This is a genomic window from Treponema endosymbiont of Eucomonympha sp., from assembly GCF_001028545.1.
Window position 1 is genome coordinate 1 of sequence record NZ_BBPW01000504.1, and the last position, 529, is coordinate 529.

Annotated in this window: 2 pseudogenes; one reads left to right on the forward strand and one right to left on the reverse strand. The window is 60.7% G+C overall.

Annotated features, from left to right (window positions below):
- A pseudogene (locus AWU74_RS12095) lies at positions 1–206 on the forward strand (diaminopimelate decarboxylase); the annotation flags it as partial.
- Positions 207–268: 62 nt separating this feature from the next.
- Here AWU74_RS12095 and AWU74_RS10895 read toward each other — a convergent pair.
- Positions 269–451: pseudogene (locus tag AWU74_RS10895) on the reverse strand (methylated-DNA--[protein]-cysteine S-methyltransferase); the annotation flags it as partial.
- Positions 452–529: the final 78 nt, after the last annotated feature.

Below are 529 nucleotides of genomic sequence, written 5' to 3' on the forward strand. Positions count from 1 at the left end.
TGGTGCTGTCCGAACGGGCGGGCATTAGGGGCGAGCGCGTCATGTTCACGTCGAACGAGACGCCCGCGGCGGAATACCGGTACGCGGCAAAACTCGGCGCAATCATAAACCTCGACGACCGCCAGTTGCCCCGCGTTTTCCCTGCCTGTCCGTACAGCAGAGCCTTTATCCGCTCTCACGCCTCGTCGCTTATATCGTGCCGGTGAATGCTTTAATTCTTTTTCATGCTTCCCATTTTGCCTCTTTCCCCTTATCCAGTCCACACTGCCTAATCTTTCGCGCTACTGTGCGCTTTTTCCAAAGCCAGCAACGCTTTTTTGCGCTCTATGCCACCCCCGTAACCGGTAAGGCTGCCGTCCGAGCCGATAACGCGGTGGCACGGGATGATGAGCGATACGGGAGTATGCCCGACCGCCCCGCCGACAGCCCGCGCGGAAACGGCGCCGCCTGGTTCCCGTTCAAGCTGCGCCGCGACGCCGCGCTAGCGTGCCGTTTCGCCGTACGGAATACGCAAAAGCGCCCACCACAC